Origin of the sequence: Sphingomonas sorbitolis (genome assembly GCF_036663875.1) — a bacterium.
GTDB lineage: Bacteria > Pseudomonadota > Alphaproteobacteria > Sphingomonadales > Sphingomonadaceae > Sphingomonas.
This window is the reverse complement of the sequence record NZ_JAXOJS010000001.1, coordinates 1,047,182-1,067,007: the sequence shown is the minus strand read 5'-3', so window position 1 is coordinate 1,067,007 and position 19,826 is coordinate 1,047,182. Positions and strand designations below refer to the sequence as shown.

The following is a 19,826-nucleotide window of genomic DNA, read 5'->3' as shown; positions in this document are numbered from 1 at the left end:
CAAAGCTTTCGATGCAGGCGCGACAGATTTACCGGCGGTTCAAATCCTTGCGCGCATCCCCTAGATGCAGTCTCGAATCTCCAAGGAACAATGATGACGACCCATACCACCCGCATGCTCATCCTCGGCTCGGGGCCTGCCGGGCTCTCTGCCGCGATCTATGGCGCGCGTGCCGGCATGGCGCCGATCGTCGTGCAGGGTATCCAGCCCGGCGGCCAGCTGACTACGACCACCGACGTCGAGAACTACCCCGGCTTCAAGGACGTCATCCAGGGCCCGTGGCTGATGGAGCAGATGCAGGCGCAGGCCGAGCATGTCGGCACGCGGATGATGTGGGACACGATCGTCCAGGTCGACCTCACCAGCCGCCCATTCCGCCTGATCGGCGACAGCGGCGACGTTTATGAGGGCGACACGCTGGTCATCGCGACCGGCGCGCAGGCGAAGTGGCTCGGCATCGACAGCGAGGAGCCGATGAAGGGCAAGGGCGTCAGCGCGTGTGCGACCTGCGACGGGTTCTTCTACCGCGGCAAGAAGGTCGCCGTGATTGGCGGCGGCAACACCGCGGTCGAGGAGGCGCTGTACCTAACCAACCATTCGCCCGACGTGACACTGATCCACCGCCGCGATTCGCTGCGATCGGAGAAGATCCTCCAGGAGCGCCTGTTCGCGCACAAGGGCGTGACGGTGCTCTGGAACAAGGAGGTCCGCGAGTTCGTCGACGGCGGCGGAAACGCGGGCCTGGTCGCGCTGGAGCTTGAGGACACCGTGACGGGCGAGCGCTCGCGGCTCGCGGTCGATGGCGGGTTCGTGGCGATCGGCCATCACCCGGCAACCGAGCTGTTCCGCGGGCATCTCGACCTCGATTCGGACGGGTACATCTCGGTCGAGACCGGATCGACGCGGACCAGCGTCGAGGGTGTGTTCGCGTGCGGCGACGTGGCGGACAAGGTGTATCGGCAGGCGGTGACCGCGGCGGGCACGGGCTGCATGGCGGCGCTGGACGCCGAGCGCTTCCTGGCGGCGGCCGAGTTTGCGGAGCTTGCCGAAGCCGCTGAATAAAGTTCGCGCGCCCCTGTTGTCCTCCCCCGTCATCCTGACGAAAGTCAGGACCCAGAGCCAAGGGCGCAATCGCCTGTAACCCTGGATCCTGACGTTTGTCAGGATGACGAAATTGCTATTGTCCGGCGATCTCCGTGACGATCTTGCCGTACAGCGCGGCGGCATTTTCGACCCCGGCAAAGCTGTGCGACGCCGTGTCGAACCGCGTCACCCGCGCCCCGCCACGATACCGCGCAGCAAACGCCAGCGCCGTGGCATCGCGCGCCGCGAGAAAAACGACGGCCCGGTCGCCCCAATCGTCGATCGCACCGCAAACCCGCGCCGCCAGCGCGTCCCCGTCTGCCAGCTTCGGGCGCGAGAGTTTCCTGACGCCGTTCACCAGTTTGCGCAGATCGATCTCCCCCCGGATCATCCGATACCAGGATCGGGGATCGCGCAATCGCTCGGCATAGCGGGCGCGGATCGCGGCGTTGGGGGGCAGGTCGTCGAACGGTTCGATCACCCAGGGGTTGGCGAGCACGACCCGGTCGATCCCCGCAGATCGTCCGAACAGCGCGAGCGTACTGGCGGCGTCGCAATTGCCGAAGCCTATCAGGCGGGCGATGCGCGGGGCTTGCGCTCGGAACGCGGTAACGGCTTCAATCAGGTCGGGCTCGGCGCTCAGGAAGCCGCCGTTGTCCCCGGTCGAATCACCGACACCGCGGCGGTCGTAGCGGAACACGGGCGTGCCGGTTGCGGCCAGGCTTTGGGCTAGCATCGCCATCCCGCGGTGTGCGCCGCTGCGGATTTCGTTGCCGCCGGATACTATGAGAAGTCCGGTGGTGCCGGGGGCTTCGTCCAGCGTAGCAGCGAGCGATTCGCCCTCGCAAGCGAACCCGATCAACCTTCGCATGATGCGATCCAGTGCGAGATATCGACTACAAGTTGCTGTGCGAGCGCGATATCGTTGCCTGGTTCGGAGCGACGCCAGAGCGGTGCGCCGGCGTAGGTCGCATCGGCCGCGCGGGGATCGGTGTCCAGGCGTACGATCCGGTGTCGTCCGCCCTCAAACGGCAAGGCATCTTGCAGTTCGGCAAGCATCTCGGGGGATAGGCGGTTGCCGGCGTACTCGCCCTCCCGATAGGATTTACTCGCTGCGGCGCGCGCGCGTTCGAGGTCGCGGACGAGGTCGGAGCCGGTGTGGGGGGCGAGGTGCCAGCGGCCGGCAAGATCGGCGTCGGTATCGATTAGCGCGCCGCTTCTTATCGAAAGAGCATAGCTATGGACGCCAAGCTGTTGTGTTAGCGCGCGATAGGCTCGGCGCTGCTCGGACAGCTTCGCATCAAGGGTCGCAACGACACTTTCGCCGGAGCCGGGGAAGTCGGGCAGCAGGCAGCCGATGCCGTGATCCGCGAGCGTGCGCAGGATGGTGCAGGTGAACTGTCGCGTCCGGTTCGCCTCCTCGAACAGGGGGAGCGCGGCGATGACGATCGGGCCGGTATCGGGCCCGAACCGCAGCATCGCTTCGCGGCCGCCGGGCCAGTCGTAGGTGTCGAAGCGGAGGCTGGTCATCCTGCTGGAGGCTAGACCCCCTATTAGATTCAGACCAGCGCCTTGCCCGCGGCGAACTGCACGAGTGCGCCGAACGTTTCGAGCATCTCGCCGTCGATCTCATCGTCCTCGATTAGGATGCCGAGCCGGTCCTCGAGCTCGGTCAGCACGCTGGCCACCGCCATCGAATCGAGTTCGGGCAGCGCACCGAACAGCGGGGTGTCGGCGGTGAATGTGGCGACACGGTCGGCGCTGAGGCCGAGGATGTCGGCGAGGACGGCGCGTACCGTCGTTTCGACTTGGGAAGTACCTTCGAAGATCACGAGCATCGCCTGAACCGTTACGAACCGGGGTGCGCTAGCGTGTGGGGGGGAATTCGGCAACGGGTTCGCGCTTCGGGGGCTTGGCGCTATTAGGGGTGGATGATCGCGCTCGACCCCATTCCGTACCCTATCGACCATGTCGCCTTGCGCGGTGCCGCGCAGGACGTGGCGCTGATCGACAAGGCCGGGACGATGACCTTTGCCGAGCTCGAGACACGCGTGGCCGAGTTGGCTGGGTGGCTTGCGGGCAGGGGTCTTGCGGCGGGCGATCGGGTAGCGACGTGGTTGCCGAAGACGCGCACTGCCTGCCTGATGCCGCTGGCGGCGGCGCGCGCTGCGCTGGTGCATGTGCCGGTCAATCCGTTGCTGCGGCGGGCGCAGGTCGCGCATATTCTGGGCGATAGTGGCGCTCGGTTGCTGGTGACTCAGGGGTCGCGCGCCGGGACGCTGGAGAGTGACGATGTTCCGGACGGGTGTGTTGTCGTAGAAGAGATCGACCTTCTTCCGTTCCCCCGCGAAGGCGGGAGGCCAGGGTTACAAAGCGCAACGCCCGTGATTCCTGTGGCCCCACTCTCGCGGGGGAACGGTGAAAGGATGGGGCCGTCCGATGCCGATCCCGACAGCCTCGCCGCGATTCTCTACACGTCGGGGTCCACCGGCCGGCCGAAGGGTGTGATGCTCAGCCATGCCAACCTGTGGCTTGGCGCGGTCTCGGTCGCGCATTTTCTGAAGCTGGAACCGCACGACCGCGTGCTTGGCGTGCTCCCGCTGTCGTTCGACTATGGCCAGAACCAGCTCTTCTCGACCTGGATCGCAGGCGCGTCGGTGGCACCGCTCGACTATCTGGTCGCGCGCGACGTCGTGAAGGCGGTCGAGCGGGTCGAGGCGACAACGCTCGCCGGGGTGCCGCCGCTGTGGGTGCAATTGCTCGAAGCGGAGTGGCCGGCGGAGACCGCAGCGGGGTTGAAGCGGCTGACCAACTCGGGCGGCGCATTGACGCCCCGGCTGGTCCGCGGTCTACGCGAACGCTTTCCGGCTGCCGACGTGTACGCGATGTACGGGCTGACCGAGGCATTTCGGTCGACCTATCTCGATCCTGCGCTGATCGATTCGAAGCCGGATGCGATGGGCCGGGCGATTCCGTTTGCTGAAGTCTTGGTGGTGAAGCCCGACGGCACGCGTGCGGCGCCGGGGGAGGCGGGGGAGCTGGTGCATTCGGGGCCGTTGGTCGCACACGGCTATTGGCAGGATCCTGAGCGCACGGCGCAGCGGTTTCGCCCTGCTCCGGACAGCGAGGGCATGGCGGTGTGGTCGGGGGATACCGTGGTCGAGGGCGAGGACGGCTTGCTTCGGTTCGTCGGGCGCGATGACGAGATGATCAAGAGCGCGGGGAACCGGATCAGTCCGCTCGAGGTCGAGGAGGCGGTTCTGGCCGGCGGCGAGGCGCGCGAGGCGGTTGCGGTCGGCGTGGCGGACGAGCGGTTGGGGCAGGCGATCGCGGTAATGCTGGCGGGCGATGCGGCTGGGGAGGCGGGTTTGCGCACGCGACTGCGGACCGCGTTGCCGAGTTTCATGCAGCCGGGTCTGTATCTCTGGCGGGATGAACTACCGCGCAATGCCAATGGGAAGCTGGACAGGTCTGCCATCGCGTCGGAGGTCCGGAATTGTTCACCCGCGAAGGCGGGTGCCCAGACTGGGTCCCCGCCTTCGCGGGGAAACACGGAGGAGCGTACGTCGTGAAACCTATGGGTGCCCTTCCTCGGGAGTTCGCGCAGCAAGATGGTCTTCTGAAGATCGGCGGGCGGACGGCGAACGAGTGGGCGGCGCAGGCGGGCGACACGCCGCTGTTCGTCTACGACATGGGCATAGTCGCCGCCCGAATCGCCCGGTTCCGCGCGGCGATGCCGGCGATCGACCTGCATTATGCGATCAAGGCGAACCCACACGCCGACCTGCTGATCGCGATCGCCCCGCTGGTCGATGGGCTCGACGTCGCCTCGTCTGGCGAACTCGCCAAGGCGCTGGCCGTCAAACCCGCCGCGTCGATCAGCTTTGCCGGCCCCGGCAAGCGCGATGACGAGCTCTCGGCTGCGATTACCACCGGCGCGACGCTCAACGTCGAATCGGAGGGCGAGGCAGCACGGGCATTCGCGATCGGCGATCGGCTCGGGCGGACGCCGCGGATGGCGGTGCGCGTGAACCCCGATATCGAACTGCGCGGGTCGGGGATGCGGATGGGAGGACGAGCGTCGCCTTTCGGGGTCGATGCGGTGCGGGCCGCGGCTTTGGTGAAGGCGATCGTCGATGCCGGCGCGGACTGGCGTGGCTTCCACATCTACGCCGGCAGCCAGGCGCTCGATCCGGCTGCGATCGTCGAGACGCAGGCCGCGACGATCGCGCTCGCCGCGCGCTTGGCGGATGAGGTCGGCGTCGCACCACCGCTCGTCAATCTGGGCGGTGGCTTCGGCGTGCCGTATTTCGCGGGCGACGTGGCACTCGATGTCGAGCGCATCGGCGAGGCGCTGGCCGAAACGCTCGCATCGCGCCCGGCGATCCTCGACGGAACCCGGTTCGCGATCGAACTCGGCCGCTGGCTCGTCGCCGAAGCGGGCGTCTATCTCACCCGCGTCGTCGACGTGAAGCAGAGCCAGGGTGAGACCTTTGTCATCGTCGATGGCGGGCTCAACCACCAACTTGCCGCCAGCGGCAATTTCGGGACCGTCGTCCGCCGCAATTACCCGATCGCGGCCACCGCGCGGATGGGCGAGGCCCCGACCGAAACCGTCTCCGTCGTCGGCCCGCTCTGCACCCCGCTCGACCGCCTCGGCGACAAGATCGCTCTTCCCCGCGCCGAGGTCGGCGATCTGGTCGCGATCTTCATGGCCGGTGCCTATGGCGCCAGCGCCAGTCCTGTCGCGTTCCTCGGGCATCCACCGGCCATCGAGATCGTTACTGGTCCATAACCCCGACTGCCGACGGCGCGGGCGTGCATGGTTACGGGGCGCTCCTAACGCTATCTTCACCTGTTCCTTGCATAGCCGAGGCTGAGTTTAGCCGTTCGCCGGATGTCCGGTGGCCGGTGTGGCGCCAGGAGAAAGTGCCCATGCGTTCCGGATCCGTTTCGAAGACAGTGATGACCATCGGCCTCGCCGCAACCACGCTGAGTGCGTGCGCTACGACGTCGACGCGTCCCGCATTGCCGCCCGCGCCGTTCGTTGCGAACCAGGAGTTGCCGGGCGAGGAATATGTCATCGGGCCGCTCGATCAGCTCAACATCTTCGTCTGGCGCAATCCCGAATTGTCGTCGAAGGTCCAGGTCCGTCCCGACGGTCGGATCACGACCCCGTTGATCAACGATATGCCCGCCGTCGGCAAGACGCCGGCGATGCTCAGCGACGACATCAAGAAGGCACTCGGGTCCTATATCAAGGACCCGATCGTATCGGTGATCGTCGAGAATTTCAGCGGGACCTATAGCCAACAGGTCCGCATCGTCGGCGCGACCGAAAAGCCTGCCTCGATCCCCTATCGCGCCAACATGACGTTGCTCGACGCGATGATCGCGGTGGGTGGCCTGAGCCAATATGCCGCAGGGAACAAGGCGCGGCTGGTGCGGTACGATCGCACCACCGGCAAGCAGACCGAGTTCGCGTTGCAGATCGGCAATCTGCTCAAGAAGGGCGATTCGTCGGCGAACGTTCAGCTCGAGCCAGGCGACGTGATCATCATTCCCGAATCGATGTTCTGAGGCACGCCCAGATGAACGGGATCTATGACGAGGTGCGCATCGCACTCCACACGATCTGGACGCGGCGTTGGCTGGCGCTCGCGGTAGCCTGGGGCGTGTGCGTGCTCGGCTGGCTGATCGTGTCGCAGATCCCGAGCCGTTACGAATCGACCGCGCGCGTGTTCGTCCAGATGCAGACGATCCTGCCCGCGGGAATGGATGGCGTACCGCAGACCGTGCCGATGACCGTCGACACGATCCGCACCACGCTGATCTCCGCGGTCAATCTCGAAAAGGTCGTCCGAGGCACCGATCTGGCGAACACCGTGTCGAGCGACCGCGACGTCGCGGACCGGGTTGCGAGCCTGGCGCCGAACATCAAGATCCTGTCGCAGCAGGACAATGTCTTTCAGATTACGACCAGCGCCTCCAGTCCCAAGCTCGCACGCCAGATCACGCAGAAGCTGATCGACTTGTTCGTCGAACAGAATCTCGCCGGCGATCGCTCCAAGACGTCGCAGAGCCTGACGTTTCTGGACCAGCAACTCGCGGCGCGTCAGAAGCAGCTCGCGGATGCCGAGGCCAAGCGCGCGGATTTTCAGAATCGCTATCTTGGTAGCCTGCCGGGGACCGGGTCTGTCAGCGACCGGATCAGTGCCGCGCGCTCGCAGATGTCTCAGGTCGATGGCGATCTGGCCGCGGCGCAATCGAGCCTGTCGGCAGTGCAGGGGCAGATGGCGGGAACGCCGGCGACCGTGCCGGGTGCAGGCGGTATCGCAGGTGCAGCGGGTCCTGCACGTGCCCGTCTTCAGGCGATCCAGGGCCAGCTCGCTGACGCCCGTGCGCGCGGCTATACCGAAAATCATCCCGACGTCATTGCGCTCAAGAGCCAGCTTGCGGCGGCAACGGCGGCGGCGCGCAGCGAACCTCTTTCGGGCGGCAGCGGCGCAGGTAGTGCGCAGAACCCGCTTTACGCCTCGCTCCAGTCGATGGTCGCGGATCGTACGGCGACGGTGGCGTCGTTGCGGATGCGCCGCAGCCAGTTGCAGGGCGATCTCGACCTGTTGAACTCGAAGCTGACCGGTGATCCCGAAGTCGCCGCCGAGCAAGGCGCGATCGATCGCGATTATCAGGTACTCAAGGATCAGTATGATGCGCTGCTGAAACAGCGCGAGCAGACCGCGATCATCGGCCAGGCGCAGTCGCAGAGCGATCATGTGAAGTTCAGCGTGATCGACCCGCCGACGATGCCGAGCACGCCGAGCGCACCCAACCGTATGCTGCTGCTGACGGGCGTTCTGGTGGCGGGGCTGGCCGCCGGGATCGGTTCGGCGTTTGCGATGGGCCAGTTGCGCGCGACGTTCGCGACCAGCAACCGACTTGAGAATGTGGCGGGGATGCCGGTCATCGGCTCGATCAGCGAAGTCGTTACGCGCGTGCAATCGAATCATCGCCGCCGTAGGTACAAGATGTTCCTGGGCGGCACCGCTGCATTGGGTGCCGCCTATGTGCTGCTGCTGGGGGTCGAGATCCTCCAGCGCGGTTTGGCGGCCTGAAGGGTATGACCGTGACGAAACCTGATCGCGAACCCTCGCTGCTCGAGCGCGCAGCCAAAGTGTATGACTTCAACGCACACGCGCGTGCTCGCAACATTGGGGCGGACGCGCCGATTACGCCCGAGCCCGCTGAAGTGCCGGCGGCTGTAGCGCCCGTCGTTGAACCTGCAGCGCCTGTCGTTGAACCCGACGTTGCGGCGCGTCCGCTCGATGTCACCGAGTCCACATTCCTGGCGATCCCCGAGGCGCTCCGCGCGCCGGTCGGCGATGAATTTGCCGACGACGTCTATTACCCGGAGGAGCCGGACGACACTGCGCGGATCGACCGCGGGATGTTGGCGGCGAATGGCATGATCGTGCCCGGCGCTCCGGTTGGCCCGTTGGCCGAGGAGTTCCGCCTGATCAAGCGCCAGTTGCTGATTGCCAGCGCGCGCATCGCCGAGAGCGACAGCCCCGACAAGGCGCGGATGATTCTGGTCTGTTCGGCCCGGCCCGAGGACGGCAAGACGTTCTGCGCGATCAACCTCGCGCTTTCGATTGCGGCCGAGCGCGATACCGAAGTGCTGCTCGTCGATGCCGATGTCGCCAAGCCGGACATCGTCAATCAACTCGGGTTGGCGGATAGTCCCGGCTTGCTCGATGCGCTCGGCGATGCGCGGATCGATGTCGAGGATCTCGTGATCCATACCGACGTGCCGCATCTGGCGATCCTGCCGGCCGGCACGAAAACGGCGATGGATACCGAGCTGCTTGCCAGCGCGCGTACCCGGGCGGTGATTACGCGGCTACTCGCCGCCAATCCACGCCGGATCATCATCATCGATTCGCCGCCCGCACTCGCCGCCTCGGCAGCCTCGGTGCTGGCGATGCGCGTCGGGCAGGTAATGCTGGTCGTCCGCGCCGATCGCACGCCCGAGAGCGAGCTCCGTGCTGCGGTCAATATCCTCGACGGATGCGAGCATATTCAGCTCGTTCTCAATGCTGTATCGTTCGTTCAAGGCGGCGCGCGGTTCGGCAGTTATTACGGTCAGGACAATGTCCAATGATGCGTCACGCAACTCGCAGCCTCGCATGGGCTGGCGGTGCGGTGACGCTCGCTGCAGCTGCCATGCCAGCCGCCGCACAGGACACGCGCCGGGTCACCATCACGCCGTATATCGAGGCAAGCCAGATCCTCGACGCCGATCTGAGCGGTGGCGACACGCTGACCTATACCAGTCTCGCCGCGGGCATCGACGCGGCGATCGCCACGCCGCGTGTGGCTGGGCAGGTCAGCTATCGCTATGAGCGCCGGTTCGCATGGAACGGCGATGTCGGCGATAACGACATCCATTCGGGTCTCGCGCGCGTCGACGCGAAGCTGAACCGCAACCTGACGATCGAAGCGGGTGGCATCGCCACGCGCACGCGGTCGGATATTCGCGGCGCGGCGCCTGGCTTGCTCGTCGGCAATGTCGACAACGTCGCGCAGCTGTACGCGGTCTATGCGGGCCCCAGTTTTACGGGCACCGCCGGCCCCGTCACGTTCAACGCCAATTACCGGCTAGGCTATACCAAGGTCGAGACGCCGACCTTCGCCGATACGAGCATCGGGGGCCAGCGGCTCGACTATTACGACGATTCGATCGGTCATACGGCGACCGCCAATGCCTCCGTGGCGCCCGGCATGATCGCGCCGTTCGGCGTCACGCTGAGCGGCGCCTATGACCGTGAAACCGCCAGTCAGTTGAAGCAGCGCTATGAGGGCTATTACGGTCGTGGCGACGTGCTCCAGCCGATCTCTCCCTACGTCGCGTTGACCGCGGGTGTCGGTTACGAGAAGATCGAGACGAGCCAGAAGGATGCGTTGGTCGACGCGACCGGCGCGCCTGTGCTCGACAAGAATGGTCGATTCGTGACCAATGCCGCGTCCCCGCGGCGGATCGCATACCGGACCGACGGCATCTATTACGATGCGGGCGTGGTCTGGCGACCTAACCGCCGTACGTCGGTCGAGGGGCATGTCGGCAAGCGCTATGGCTCGCTCAGCTATACCGGTACCGCCACCTATCAGGCATCGCAGTCGGTCGGTCTTGCGGTCAACGTCTATGACGGCGTCCAGACCTTTGGTCGCCAGCTCCGCACGGGCTTGAGCAATCTCCCGACTAGCTTCGTCTCGGGCCAGCAACAGGGCTTTGGCCAGCAGTTCAACGGGTGTGTGTTCGGCTCCAGCGGCGCGCAGCCGGGGGCGTGCCTCGACGACGTTTTCCAGTCGATCTCGACGTCGAGCTACCGCGCCCGCGGGATCGACGGTGTGCTGGTCGCGACGCGTGGCCGGTCGACCTGGGGCGCGGGCTTGGGCTATGCCAGCCGCAAGCTCTATGCGCCAAGGCTCTCGCCGGGCATTGTCGTCAGCGGTCTCGACGACCAGAGCTATTACGGGCAGCTCTTCTACGCGCGGTCGTTGACCCCGGTATCGGGCATCAACGCCGATCTGTTCGCGAATTACTATGACAGTGGCGTCGAGGATAGCACCGGCGACAGCAACGTTTGGTCCTATGGCGGCACCGGCACCTATTATCACAATTTCGGACGACTCGGCACCACCGCGTCGCTCGGACTTTACAGCTTCAAGGTCGGTGACCTCGACAGCGACTGGTCGGCGCAGGCGCTGATCGGTGCGCGATATCAGTTCTGAAGGCGAGAGCAGATGTACGACGAACATTACGGACTGACGGGTCGGCCCTTCCAGCTTACCCCTGATCCCAAATTCTGGTTCGAGACCGCCACGCACCGGAAAGCGATGGCGTATCTCGGCTATGGCTTGGCGCAGGGCGAGGGCTTCATCGTCATCACCGGCGATATCGGCGCGGGCAAGACGACGCTGGTCGGTCACCTGATGGACACGATCGACCACCAGCGGCTGAACGCGATCAAGCTGGTATCGACCGCGATCGAGGCGGACGACTTGCTGCGGATCGTCGCGACCGAATTGCACGTCGATCCGGCAGGGCTGACCAAGGCCGAACTGCTGACCGCAATCGAGCGTGGGCTGCACGCGGTCGCACGCACCGGCAAGCGTACGCTGCTGATCGTCGACGAGGCGCAGGCGTTGCCCGTGTCAGCGCTCGAAGAACTGCGGATGCTGTCGAACTTCCAGGCAGGCGGGCATGCGCTGTTGCAGATCGTCCTGCTCGGCCAGCCCGAGTTCCGCGATCGGCTGCACGGGTCGGAGCGGCTCGAACAGCTCCGCCAGCGCGTGATCGCGATCCATCATCTTGATCCGATGGAGGACAGCGAAGTCTCGGACTATCTGGCGCACCGTCTGTCTGTCGTTGGCTGGACCGGCAATCCAGACTTTACCGACGATGCATTTGCGGCGTTTTACGCAGGGTCGGCGGGTGTGCCCCGTCGCCTCAACCTGCTGGCGGGCCGCGTGATGCTGTATGCTGCACTGGAGGATCTTACGGTCATCGATGCCGCGGTGGTGCGGTCGGTACAACGCGATCTCGAGGGCGATCTCCCGACACTGGCCACCGATACGGGAAAGGGCGCTGTTGCCGCGGTCGCCCCCGCCGAGTCCACCGCACAGCCTGCGCCGACCGTCGAAGCACCGCGTACCGATCCGGCAACCGAAGACCGCATCGCTGCGCTGGAGGCACGGGTGGAGTTGCAGGATAAGGCGCTGCGGCGCGTCCTTACCTTGCTGGTCGATTGGGTCGAGAGCGATACGGATAAGCCCGAGTACGCGCCGATCCGTGGTGTCGCCGCCTGGCATGACGCTGCATAAGATGCCTGTTCTCAATGGCATGTCGGTCGATGTTGAGGACTGGTTCCAGGTCGGCGCCTTTGAGAAGGTGATCGACAAGGCCGACTGGGACTCGCTCCAGCCCCGCGTCGAGGCGAACACCGATGCTGTCCTTGCGCTGTTCGCCGAGCGCGAGACGAAGGCGACGTTCTTTACGCTCGGCTGGGTCGCGCATCGCTACCCCGCGCTGATCCGCCGGATCGTCGATGCCGGGCACGAGATCGCCAGCCATGGGTGGGATCACCAGCGCGTTTTCACGATGACGCCCGACGTGTTCCGCGCCGACCTGGTTCGTGCCCGAACCGCTATCGAAGACGCGGCGGGGACGAATGTTACCGGTTACCGCGCGCCGAGCTTCTCGATCGACCAGCGCACGCCGTGGGCGCACGTCGAACTGGCGGAGGCGGGCTACACCTATTCTTCTAGCGTCGCGCCGGTGAAGCACGATCATTATGGCTGGCTCGACGCCCCGCGCTATGGGTTCAAGCCGCTCGCGGACAATGCGCTGATCGAGGTGCCGGTGACGGTCGCCAGGTTCGGAGAGCGCAAGCTCGCCACCGGCGGCGGGTTCTTCCGCCTGCTCCCCGCAGCGATCACCGACTTCGCAGTGCGTCAGGTCAACCGCGAAGATCGCCCGGCGATGTTCTACTTCCACCCCTGGGAGATCGATCCGGCGCAACCGCGGGTCGAAGCGGCACCGATGCGCTCGAAGATCCGCCATTATTCGCGGCTTGGCGCGATGGCGGGGAAGTTGCGCGGGTTGCTCGGCCGTCACGACTGGGGCCGCGTCGACGCGGTCGTCGCGCGCGAAGCGGCCCGACTGGCGTGACCGCGCCGATGCCCGTGGGCGTGCGCGAGGCGGACCTTCGCGATCCGGTCGAGTGTGCCAGGATCGCCGCTTTCGTAGCGATGACTAAGGGCGCCACGCCATTTCACCTGCCCGCGTGGAGCCAAGCGGTCCAGGACGGATGTGGGCAACGCGCGCGCTACCTGCTCGCCGAGCATCCCAGCGGGGCGATCGCCGGCGTCCTCCCGCTGTCCGAAATGCGCTCACCGCTGTTCGGCCGCGCACTGGTGTCGACCGGGTTCGGCGTCGATGGCGGCATTTTGGGGACGTCGATCGAACCACTCGCAGCGGGGGCTTGGAACCTTGCGCTGAGGACTGGCTGCCCCTCGGTCGAACTGCGCGGCGGTCCCGCACCGGAGGGTTGGACGACCGACGACACCAGCTATCTCGGTTTCGCGCGGGATCTGGCAGCGGACGACGACGCCGAACTGCTGGCGATCCCGCGGAAGCAGCGCGCAGAAGTCCGTCGTTCGCTTGGGTTCGACCTCGAGATCATCACCGGCACAGACCGGAAATTGCTCGCCGAGCACTACCGGGTTTATGCCGAGTCGGTCCGAAACCTTGGCACGCCTGTGTTTCCCGCCAAGCTTTTTCGCAGCGTTGCCAGCATGATGGACGCGGATGTTCTGACCGTCCGGCATGAGGGCAGGGCGGTCGCCAGCGTTCTCAGTCTGTATTTCGACGGCACCGTCTATCCGTATTGGGGTGGCGGGACCGACGCCGCGCGCGGGCTTCGTGCCAACGACCGGATGTATTTCGCGCTGATGGCGCACGCCCGCGCGCGGGGCTGTACGCGGTTCGATTTCGGGCGTTCGAAGACCGGCACGGGCGCGGCTGCGTTCAAGAAGAACTGGGGCTTCACGCCCGAGCCAAGGCTTTATGCCAAGCGCAGCAGCGGCCCGGCCCGCGAGGTGAACCCGCTCAACCCAAAATATGCGCTGATGGTGCGGACGTGGAAGCGCCTCCCGCTATGGGCCGCGACTGCTGCAGGACCGTGGATTTCCCGAGGCCTGGGGTGAGCCTGCTCTTCCTCGCGCACCGCGTACCGTTCCCGCCCGACCGCGGCGACAAGATCCGCAGTTTCCACATCCTCCAGTATCTGGCGCGACGCACGCCGGTGCATCTGGTGGCGTTCGCCGACGATGAAGCCGACTTCGATCCGCCGACCGCGTTCACTGACCTTCTCGCGAGTTGCAAGATCCTGCCACGGAAGAAGTCGCAGAAGCGCGCCGCGATCGAAGCGCTGGCCACGGGTAAGCCGGTATCGCTGACCGCGTTCGCCAGCGCGGCGATGCAGGCTGCAGTCGATCGCGTCCTGCCTGAGGTCACGAGCACCTACTGCTTCTCGGGCCAGATGGCGCAGTATCTGCCGGTCGGCGGGCCGCCGGTCGTCATGGATTTCGTCGACGTCGATTCCGCGAAGTTCGCCGGATTCGCCGAAGACACGCGCGGCCCGATGCGCTGGATGATGCGCCGCGAATCCCGTCTACTCGATGCATTCGAGCGCGATGTCGCGGCTCGGGCAACCGCAAGCCTGTTCGTCAGCGAGGCCGAGTCTGCGCTGTTCCGCGCGGGCGGTGCGGCGGGGCGGATACTAGCTGTCGAGAACGGCATCGACTCGGTGAAGTTCGATCCGGCTGCGGAGTTTGCAAACGTCGAGAGGAAGTACCCCCCCGGCGAAGGCCGGGGCCCAATTGGAGAGGTTGCAGTAACGGGGGATGGTCCCCTGCCATCGATATCCCCCAATTGGACCCCGGCCTTCGCCGGGGGGGATGGTGCGGGTGATTCGAATGGTTCCCCCCTCATCGTCTTCACCGGTCAGATGGACTACCGCCCCAACATCGACGCGGTGACGTGGTTCGCGCGCGACATCCTCCCGCTGATCCGCAAACGCCACCCCGCGCATTTCGCGATCGTCGGCCGCGCACCGACCGCCGCAGTCCAAGCGCTGGCGGGTGACCACGTCACCGTCACCGGCGCGGTCGACGACGTCCGCGGCTGGCTTGCGGCGGCAACGGTGTGCGTCGCGCCGTTGAAACTCGCGCGCGGCATCCAGAACAAGGTCCTCGAAGCCATGGCGATGGCGCGCCCGGTCGTCACCTCCGCCGCCGCCGCGGAAGGTATCGATCACGCCGACACGATCCGCGTCGCGGACACCGCGCAGGACTTCGCCGACCGCATAGCCACGCTGATCGAAACGCCTGACGCCGCCGCCGCGCTAGGCCAAGCCGCCCGCGCGCAGGTTATCCGCCGTTACGGCTGGGACGCCCGGCTCGCCCCGCTCGACGCTCTGCTGGGCCTCACCCCTTGACCGCATGGCGCCGCCACGGCCTCGCGCTCGCGCTGGTGGCGGCGCTGATCTTGCTGACGTTCCGTAGCGATGTCGTCGATCTCGCGCATATCTGGTGGACGAGCACCACCTTTGGGCACTGCCTCTTCATCGGCCCGGTGATCGCTTGGCTAGTCTGGCAGCGCCGCATCGAACTCGGCGAGCTCACGCCGACGGGGTGGTGGCCCGGCCTAGCCCTGGTCGCGGTTGGAGGACTTGGCTGGCTGATGGGCGATGCCGCGTCGGTCGGCTTCGCACGCCAATTGGGCCTCGTGATGATGCTGCAAGGCGCGGTCGTGACGATCCTCGGCCCCAATGTCGCGCGCGGCCTGCTGTTCCCGCTCGCCTACGCCGTCTTCCTGGTGCCGTTCGGCGAAGGACTGGAACCGCCGTTGCAGGCGGCGACGGTCGCGATCGTGATGCCGCTGCTCCATCTCGTCGGCGTGCCCGCGGTCGTCGACGGCGTGCTGATCCACGCCGGACGCTATTATTTCGAGGTCGCCGAGGCGTGCTCGGGCGCCAAGTTCGTCATCGCGATGGTCGCGTTCGGCGTGCTGGTCGCCAATGTGTGCTTCGTGTCGTGGCGCCGCCGCGCGGTCTTTCTCGTCGTGTCGGTGGTCGTGCCGGTCATCGCCAACGGTTTTCGCGCGTTCGGCACGATCTGGGCGGCGGACCTGACCTCGGTCGAGGCGGCGACCGGGCTGGACCACATCATCTACGGCTGGGTCTTTTTCGGCTTGGTAATGGCCGGCGTACTCGCGATCGGCTGGCGCTGGTTCGATCGTGCGCCCGACGATCCCGCGTACGATCCGGCAACCCTCCAGACGCCACCCCGCCACCGCATCGATCTCGCCATCGCCGCTGCGTTGACCCTGGCGACGGTCGCGCTGTTCCCCGCCTGGAGTGCGGTCGTCGCCAGACGGGCGCAACAGCTGCCCGCGCATATCCACCTGCCCGAAATCCCCGGCTGGCACCGCGTCCCCGTCAGCACTCGCGCGCCGTGGACGCCCTATTATCCCGGCGCGGACCACTATCTGTTCGGCCGCTATGCCGATGCCTCGGGCGCGACCGTCGACATGAGCATCGCAGTCTTTGGCAGCCAGCATGAAGGCAAGGAGCTGATCGCGTTCGGCACCGGGGTGCTACGGCAGGAGGACCGCTGGGTACGCGTCGCGGACCTTCCTTCGATCGCCGGCGGCAGCGTCATGCGCATCACCGCGCCGGGCCCCGTGGAGCGGATCGTCGCGACGTGGTACCGGGTTGGCGACGCAACGACGAACGACGAGACGCTGGTGAAGATCGAGACGATGAAGGCGCGGCTGCTCGGCGGTCCGCAACGCGCAGTGGCGATCCACCTCTCGGTCGAGGGTGCGGATCCGCGTCCGATCGTCCGGTTTCTCGGCGCGCTCGGACCGCTCGGTCGGGTCGCCGATCACGCCGCAGGGATGCGTTGAATGTGCGGCATCGCCGGGATCTTCCATCCGGGCACGCCCAAGCCGGTCGAGCCCAACCGCATCCTCGCGATGATCGCTGCACAGGCGCATCGCGGCCCCGATGGCGACGGCATCTGGACTGCGCCCGGCGTCGGTCTCGGCCATCGCCGCCTGTCGATCATCGACCTCGAAGGCTCGCCGCAGCCGATGTCCGACGGCACGCTGACGATTACCTATAATGGCGAAGTCTATAATTTCGCGGAGCTGCGGGCCGAGCTGACCGCGAAGGGCGCGCGCTTCCGGACCGAGGGCGATACCGAAGTTCTGCTTCACGCCTGGCGCGCGTGGGGACCGTCGATGCTCGACCGGCTGAACGGCATGTTTGCGTTCGCGATCCACGATTCGGCCGCGCACACGCTGTTCCTCGCGCGCGACCGGATGGGCGTGAAGCCGCTCCACTACGTCGAACTCGCGGACGGTTCGCTCGCCTTCGCGTCGGAGCTGAAGGGCCTGCTCGCCCACCCGCAGCTCCGCCGCGTACCCGATCTAAGCGCGGTCGAGGACTACCTCGCTTTCGGGTATGTCCCCGATGACGCCTGTCTGGTCGCAGGCGTGAAGAAACTCGCCGCCGGCCATTTCCTACTCGTCGAACGCGGCCGGCCCGTTCCAAGCCCTCGCAAATGGTGGGACCTGGATTTCTCCAACCGCGCGACCGGCTCGGCCAAGGCGTTGGGTGAGGAACTGGTCGACCGGATGCGCGCAGCGGTGCGCTCGCGGATGGTCGCGGACGTGCCGCTCGGGGCGTTCCTGTCGGGCGGCGTCGATAGTTCGGCAGTGGTCGCGCTGATGGCGGAAGCGAGCCCCAAGGCGGTTCGTACCTGCACGATCGGCTTCGACGAAGCGGGCCATGACGAGCGGGAATACGCCGACACCGTCGCGCGGCGCTTCGCCACCGATCACCGCGAACGCGTGGTCCAGTCGGGCGATTTCGGGCTGATCGATACTCTGGTCGCGAGCTTCGACGAACCCTTTGCCGATGCGTCTGCGCTCGCAACCTATCAGGTCTGCGCGCTGGCCCGCGAGAGCGTCACCGTCGCATTATCGGGGGACGGCGCCGATGAAGCGCTCGCCGGCTATCGTCGCTACAAGTTCCAGGCAGCGGAAGAGCGCATTCGCGGAATGCTCCCCGAGCATCTCCGGCAGGACGTGTTCGGCACGCTCGGCCGTTGGTACCCTAAGGCCGACTGGGCACCGCGACCGATGCGCGCGAAATCGACGTTGGTCGCACTCGCGATGGGCGGCAGCGAGGCGTATGCGCGGTCGGTCGGCGTGACCACGCCCGAACTGCGCGCGGACCTCTTCAACGCCAGCGCGCGTGCCGCCCTCCAGGGTCATCGTGCCGAAGACCGCTACGTCGCGACGATGACGAACGCGCCCGCCCGCGACGCGATCGACCGCGCGCAATACGCGGATATCAAGCACTGGCTGCCCGGCGACATCCTTACCAAGGTCGATCGTACCAGCATGGCGGTCGGACTCGAAGCGCGCGAGCCGCTGCTCGACCACCGCCTGATCGAGTTCTGCGCGACCTTGCCCGCCAATATGCGGCTGCGGCACGGCGAGGGCAAATGGCTGATGAAAAAGGCGATGGAGCCCTATCTCCCGCGCGAAATCCTGTATCGGCAGAAGATGGGTTTCGTGACACCGATCAGCGCGTGGTTCCGTGAAGGCCTGGCGGGCGAGGCGTCGGCACTGGCAAAGTCGCGGACGCTGGGCGAGACGGGATGGTTCGACATGGCGACGATCGCGCGGATCGCGGATGAACACAGAATGGGGCGTGCCGAGCATGGCCGAACGCTCTGGCAGTTCGTAATGCTCGAACGCTCGATGAAACGGATGTTCGGCTAGGCGTTCAGTGGAGCTTGCCGCCGTCGCCGACTTGAGCCCGAGCGATCAGTTCGTCGAGTGCGGCTTCGTCGAGCCGACCGGCGGTGCGCAGGGCAGCTTCGGGGGTCATCGAGATTACCGTTCCGTCCGGCCCATCGATGATAACCTCGCCATGCTCATGGAAAACGTCACGGGGCTGGGCGTGCGGACGGGTCATCGCGCTTCTCCTGTTATTCGGGATCAACGCCGCACCAACGGGATGGGTCCGAACCGCTGACTTAACGCTCAGGACGCGACCAGTTCGCCCATCCAGCGGTCGAACAATTGCGGCCAAAGCGATCCGGGTGAGCGCGGCGAAAGGCGCGTACCGAAGCCGTGGCCGCCATGCTGGAGGAAATGCGCCTCTGCCGGGATGCCGGCGCGACGCGCTGCGGCTAGCGTGTCGACGCTGTTGGCGACGGGGACGGTGGTGTCGTCCTCGGCATGGACGAGGAACAGCGGCGGGTCGCCCGCCTTCAACTGCCGGTCGACCGCATAGCGCGCCTGGACTGCGGGCAACGGGTCGGGGCCGAGCAGGTTGGCGCGCGATCCGCCATGGCTTCGGCCGGGGTCCATGTTCGAGACGGCGTACATGAGGCCGGCCCATGCGGGGCGCGCCGAGTGACGATCGGCGGCGTCGACCGGGCGATAGGCCTTGAACTCGTGCAGGACCGTCAGCGAGCCGGCGAGATGTCCGCCTGCCGAGAAGCCGAGCACGCCGAGCTTCTCTGCCCTGATCCCGTAGGTGCGCGCATTGGCACGGATCAGCCGCATCGCCCGCTGTGCGTCGGCGAGCGGCACGTCGGCGCGGTCGGCCCAGCCTTCGCCGGGCAAACGGTAGCTCAGCACGAACGCGGTGATCCCGAACGCATTCAGCACGCGCGCGACGTCGATGCCCTCGTTGCGCAGCGACGTGATCGAGTAACCGCCGCCGGGGACGATCAGCACCGCGCGGCCGTCGGGCCGTGAGGGACGGAACACGCCGACCTCAGGCCGCACCACGCCGCGCATCTGGAAGTCGCGATAACCGTCTGGGTAGCGCGGCATGCGCGGCTGCGGGATCGGCAAAGGGTTCGGCGCGCCTGAAGGGATGCCGAGCCACAGCGCGAACCGCTCGGCGGGGGGCCAGATCGGCAGGTCCGTCGCCCGCGGCTGGCCGGCGGTGAGCTGCCCACCGGTCCGCGCGAATGCGGCGGGCGCCAGGCCGGCGGCAATAGGAAGGCTGAGGAGCGAACGGCGATCGAAAGTCATCTGGCAATTCTAGACGATCCCTGCACGCTCGGGGAGGGGAGCATGACGCGATCGG

18 protein-coding genes are annotated in these 19,826 nt (G+C 66.4%); 13 read left to right on the top strand and 5 right to left on the bottom strand.

The window, feature by feature from the left end; genetic code table 11:
- The first annotated feature begins 93 nt into the window (after nt 1–93).
- Nucleotides 94–1,062 carry a thioredoxin-disulfide reductase gene (trxB, locus tag U1763_RS04485; RefSeq protein ID WP_060524565.1) on the top strand — a complete coding sequence of 323 codons (969 nt, stop codon included), beginning with the start codon at nt 94–96 and terminating at the stop codon, nt 1,060–1,062.
- Nucleotides 1,063–1,177: 115 nt separating this feature from the next.
- On the opposite strand, the gene U1763_RS04480 is transcribed toward trxB, so the two are convergent.
- From U1763_RS04480 to U1763_RS04470, 3 genes are read right to left on the bottom strand one after another with little or no spacing between them, the layout of a single operon-like run.
- Entirely contained in the window at nt 1,178–1,954 is a 777-nt protein-coding gene (locus U1763_RS04480) for a hydrolase 1, exosortase A system-associated (protein WP_332754259.1), read from the bottom strand.
- Nucleotides 1,942–2,613, bottom strand: coding sequence for an alpha/beta hydrolase family protein (locus U1763_RS04475; RefSeq protein WP_332754258.1), 672 nt, complete (start codon nt 2,611–2,613; stop codon nt 1,942–1,944). Before U1763_RS04475 ends, U1763_RS04480 begins: the two co-directional genes overlap by 13 nt.
- Before the next feature lie 29 nt (nt 2,614–2,642).
- The gene (locus tag U1763_RS04470) at nt 2,643–2,921 is read right to left on the bottom strand and encodes an acyl carrier protein (protein WP_132740135.1); all 279 of its coding nucleotides are present in this window, start codon (nt 2,919–2,921) and stop codon (nt 2,643–2,645) included.
- A gap of 93 nt (nt 2,922–3,014) precedes the next feature.
- Between U1763_RS04470 and U1763_RS04465 the strand changes: the two genes are divergently transcribed.
- The 12 genes from U1763_RS04465 (at nt 3,015) to U1763_RS04410 (ending at nt 18,502) form a co-directional block, all read left to right on the top strand.
- Complete coding sequence (locus U1763_RS04465; protein ID WP_332754257.1) at nt 3,015–4,655, top strand: acyl-CoA ligase (AMP-forming), exosortase A system-associated; 1,641 nt, start codon at nt 3,015–3,017, stop codon at nt 4,653–4,655.
- Complete coding sequence (locus U1763_RS04460) at nt 4,652–5,878, top strand: pyridoxal-dependent decarboxylase, exosortase A system-associated (protein ID WP_332754256.1); 1,227 nt, start codon at nt 4,652–4,654, stop codon at nt 5,876–5,878. Before U1763_RS04465 ends, U1763_RS04460 begins: the two co-directional genes overlap by 4 nt.
- A gap of 140 nt (nt 5,879–6,018) precedes the next feature.
- Nucleotides 6,019–6,663, top strand: a complete 645-nt coding sequence (locus tag U1763_RS04455; RefSeq protein WP_132740128.1) for an XrtA/PEP-CTERM system exopolysaccharide export protein — start codon at nt 6,019–6,021, stop codon at nt 6,661–6,663.
- 11 nt (nt 6,664–6,674) lie between these two features.
- On the top strand, nt 6,675–8,198 hold the full coding sequence (locus U1763_RS04450; protein ID WP_332754255.1) for an XrtA system polysaccharide chain length determinant: 1,524 nt from the start codon (nt 6,675–6,677) through the stop codon (nt 8,196–8,198).
- A 5-nt stretch (nt 8,199–8,203) separates the two neighbouring features.
- A complete protein-coding gene (locus U1763_RS04445) occupies nt 8,204–9,244 on the top strand; it encodes an AAA family ATPase (RefSeq protein ID WP_332754254.1) in 1,041 nt (346 codons plus the stop codon).
- Complete coding sequence (locus tag U1763_RS04440; RefSeq protein ID WP_332754253.1) at nt 9,241–10,875, top strand: hypothetical protein; 1,635 nt, start codon at nt 9,241–9,243, stop codon at nt 10,873–10,875. The genes U1763_RS04445 and U1763_RS04440 overlap by 4 nt, the downstream gene beginning before the upstream one ends.
- 12 nt (nt 10,876–10,887) lie before the next feature.
- Nucleotides 10,888–11,967: an ExeA family protein gene (locus tag U1763_RS04435; RefSeq protein ID WP_332754252.1), complete on the top strand. Its 1,080-nt coding sequence runs from the start codon at nt 10,888–10,890 to the stop codon at nt 11,965–11,967.
- Between the two features lie 19 nt (nt 11,968–11,986).
- Nucleotides 11,987–12,814, top strand: coding sequence for an XrtA system polysaccharide deacetylase (locus U1763_RS04430; RefSeq protein ID WP_332754251.1), 828 nt, complete (start codon nt 11,987–11,989; stop codon nt 12,812–12,814).
- Between the two features lie 8 nt (nt 12,815–12,822).
- Nucleotides 12,823–13,851 carry a FemAB family XrtA/PEP-CTERM system-associated protein gene (locus tag U1763_RS04425; RefSeq protein ID WP_443026883.1) on the top strand — a complete coding sequence of 343 codons (1,029 nt, stop codon included), beginning with the start codon at nt 12,823–12,825 and terminating at the stop codon, nt 13,849–13,851.
- Nucleotides 13,848–15,143: a glycosyltransferase gene (locus U1763_RS04420; RefSeq protein ID WP_332754249.1), complete on the top strand. Its 1,296-nt coding sequence runs from the start codon at nt 13,848–13,850 to the stop codon at nt 15,141–15,143. The genes U1763_RS04425 and U1763_RS04420 overlap by 4 nt, the downstream gene beginning before the upstream one ends.
- Nucleotides 15,140–16,615, top strand: coding sequence for an exosortase A (xrtA, locus tag U1763_RS04415; RefSeq protein ID WP_332754248.1), 1,476 nt, complete (start codon nt 15,140–15,142; stop codon nt 16,613–16,615). Before U1763_RS04420 ends, xrtA begins: the two co-directional genes overlap by 4 nt.
- Nucleotides 16,616–18,502, top strand: coding sequence for an XrtA/PEP-CTERM system amidotransferase (locus tag U1763_RS04410; protein ID WP_332754247.1), 1,887 nt, complete (start codon nt 16,616–16,618; stop codon nt 18,500–18,502).
- A 4-nt stretch (nt 18,503–18,506) separates the two neighbouring features.
- Here the strand turns inward: U1763_RS04410 and U1763_RS04405 are convergent, their stop codons facing one another.
- Nucleotides 18,507–18,698, bottom strand: a complete 192-nt coding sequence (locus U1763_RS04405) for a hypothetical protein (RefSeq protein ID WP_132896819.1) — start codon at nt 18,696–18,698, stop codon at nt 18,507–18,509.
- Nucleotides 18,699–18,766: 68 nt separating this feature from the next.
- The gene (locus U1763_RS04400; RefSeq protein ID WP_332754246.1) at nt 18,767–19,771 is read right to left on the bottom strand and encodes an alpha/beta hydrolase; all 1,005 of its coding nucleotides are present in this window, start codon (nt 19,769–19,771) and stop codon (nt 18,767–18,769) included.
- Nucleotides 19,772–19,826 lie beyond the last annotated feature (55 nt).